Source organism: Sphingopyxis sp. KK2 (genome assembly GCF_001990265.1).
In the GTDB taxonomy this organism is placed as follows: Bacteria; Pseudomonadota; Alphaproteobacteria; order Sphingomonadales; family Sphingomonadaceae; genus Sphingopyxis.
On record NZ_LYVN01000282.1, the window covers coordinates 1 to 1,580 of the forward strand.

Genomic DNA, 1,580 nt, shown 5'->3' on the forward strand with positions numbered 1-1,580 from the left:
ACCTGACGCGCCGCCTGCTCGCCTTCGCGCGCTCGGAACCCGCCCGCCCCGAAATGATCGTCGTCGACGACAGCATCGCCGCCTTTGCCGAGCTGATCGAACGCACGATCGGCGACCGCATCGCGCTGACGCTCGACCTGCAGGCGCCGGGCCTCGCCGCGTGGCTCGATCGCCAGCAGTTCGAAAACGCGCTGCTCAACCTCGCGGTCAACGCGCGCGACGCGATGGAGGGCCATGGTTCGCTGACGATCCGCACGCTGCGCGACGAAGAGGATGAGCCCTCGGCGCTGGCGGTGCAGGTAATCGACACCGGCTGCGGCATGTCGCCCGAAGTGCTCGAACGCGTCTTCGACCCATTCTACACCACCAAGCCCGCCGGCCAGGGCACCGGCCTCGGCATGAGCCAGGTCTTCGCCTTCTGCCGCCAGTCCGACGGCGAGGTGCAGATCCAGTCGACCGAGGGCGAGGGCACCAGCGTCGCGATGCTGCTGCCCGTCATCCGGCGCGCCGACGCGCCGCCCAGCGAAACCGCCGCCGCGCCGGTCGCCGCCGCCGAAAGCGCGGGCGCAGCGCTCGACATCCTCGTCGTCGAGGACGACCCGCGCGTGCTCGCCGCGACCGTCGAGGCGGTCGAGGAACTCGGCCACCGCGCGGTCGCCTGCAACGACCCGCGCAACGCCGAAACCTTGGTCGAAAGCCATGGCTTCGACCTGATCCTGTCCGACGTGCTGATGCCTCAGCTCACCGGTCCCGAGATGGTCGCCGCGCTCAAGGAACGCTGGCCCGATATCGCGGTGCTGTTCGTCACCGGCTTCGCGGGCGATGCGAGCGAGGTCGCGAGCTTCGGCGACCATGACGTGCTGCGCAAGCCCTTCACCCTGACCCAGCTCGACCAGGCGATCCGGCGCAGCGGCGATCCGCGACCAGCGGAAAAGGTCGCGGCGTTCGGGTAAGGACGGAGATGAAGAGGATCCCGCTCGACGCCACCGGTTGGCGGACCACCGATGATTTCTTTGTCGCGTTGCTGACCGAACTCGGTGCGCCGTCGTGGCATGGGCACAATCTCAACGCGCTGTATGACAGCCTGTCGGGCGGCATCAACGATGTCGAACCGCCCTTCGCTGTCGAAGTGCGCAATGGCGGCAGCCTGCCTGCCGAATTCGAGGCTTTGTTCGCGGGCGTCGCCGAGGTCTTTGCCGATGCCCGCCGGGAATTCGGGACCGACGCGAGCTTCAGCCTCGCCTGATCATGAGGCGCTACCTGATCGCCCCGCTCCGCATCAGCTTCGGCACCAGCGTCAGCGCGGCGACCAGCGGCCACTTCCGCTGCCAGGGCTTGATCTCGATCTTGGTCCCCGCGTGGCGATTGATCTTCCACGCCAGATAATCGATCCCGCCGGCATAGGTCAGGCTCGCCTTGGCAAGCCGCACGATGCTGAGCGCCTTGCCCTCGGCGCGGCGGCGCGCCCAGCCGCCGGCGCGCACGCCTGCGGGGATGGCGGCGATCGCGGCGGCGCTGAACCGGCGGTAGCGCTCGGGATCGGCATCGACCACCGACTGCGCGCGGCTCTTGCGCTCGGC

The 1,580-nt window shown here is 69.1% G+C and carries 2 protein-coding genes and 1 pseudogene; 2 read left to right on the forward strand and 1 reads right to left on the reverse strand.

Features of this window, described 5'->3' with window-relative positions:
- The coding region (locus B1A78_RS21765; RefSeq protein WP_144037964.1) for an ATP-binding protein at positions 1–953 on the forward strand (953 nt) is incomplete at its 5' end.
- An 8-nt stretch (positions 954–961) separates the two neighbouring features.
- Positions 962–1,246, forward strand: coding sequence for a barstar family protein (locus B1A78_RS21770; RefSeq protein ID WP_077148906.1), 285 nt, complete (start codon positions 962–964; stop codon positions 1,244–1,246).
- A 10-nt stretch (positions 1,247–1,256) separates the two neighbouring features.
- On the opposite strand, the pseudogene B1A78_RS21775 reads toward B1A78_RS21770, so the two are convergent.
- A pseudogene (locus B1A78_RS21775) lies at positions 1,257–1,580 on the reverse strand (hypothetical protein); the annotation flags it as partial.

Excerpts from the sequence above, each read along its gene's own strand:
- B1A78_RS21770 (WP_077148906.1), top strand. The coding sequence starts at position 962 with ATGAAGAGGATCCCGCTCGACGCCACCGGTTGGCGGACCACCGATGAT.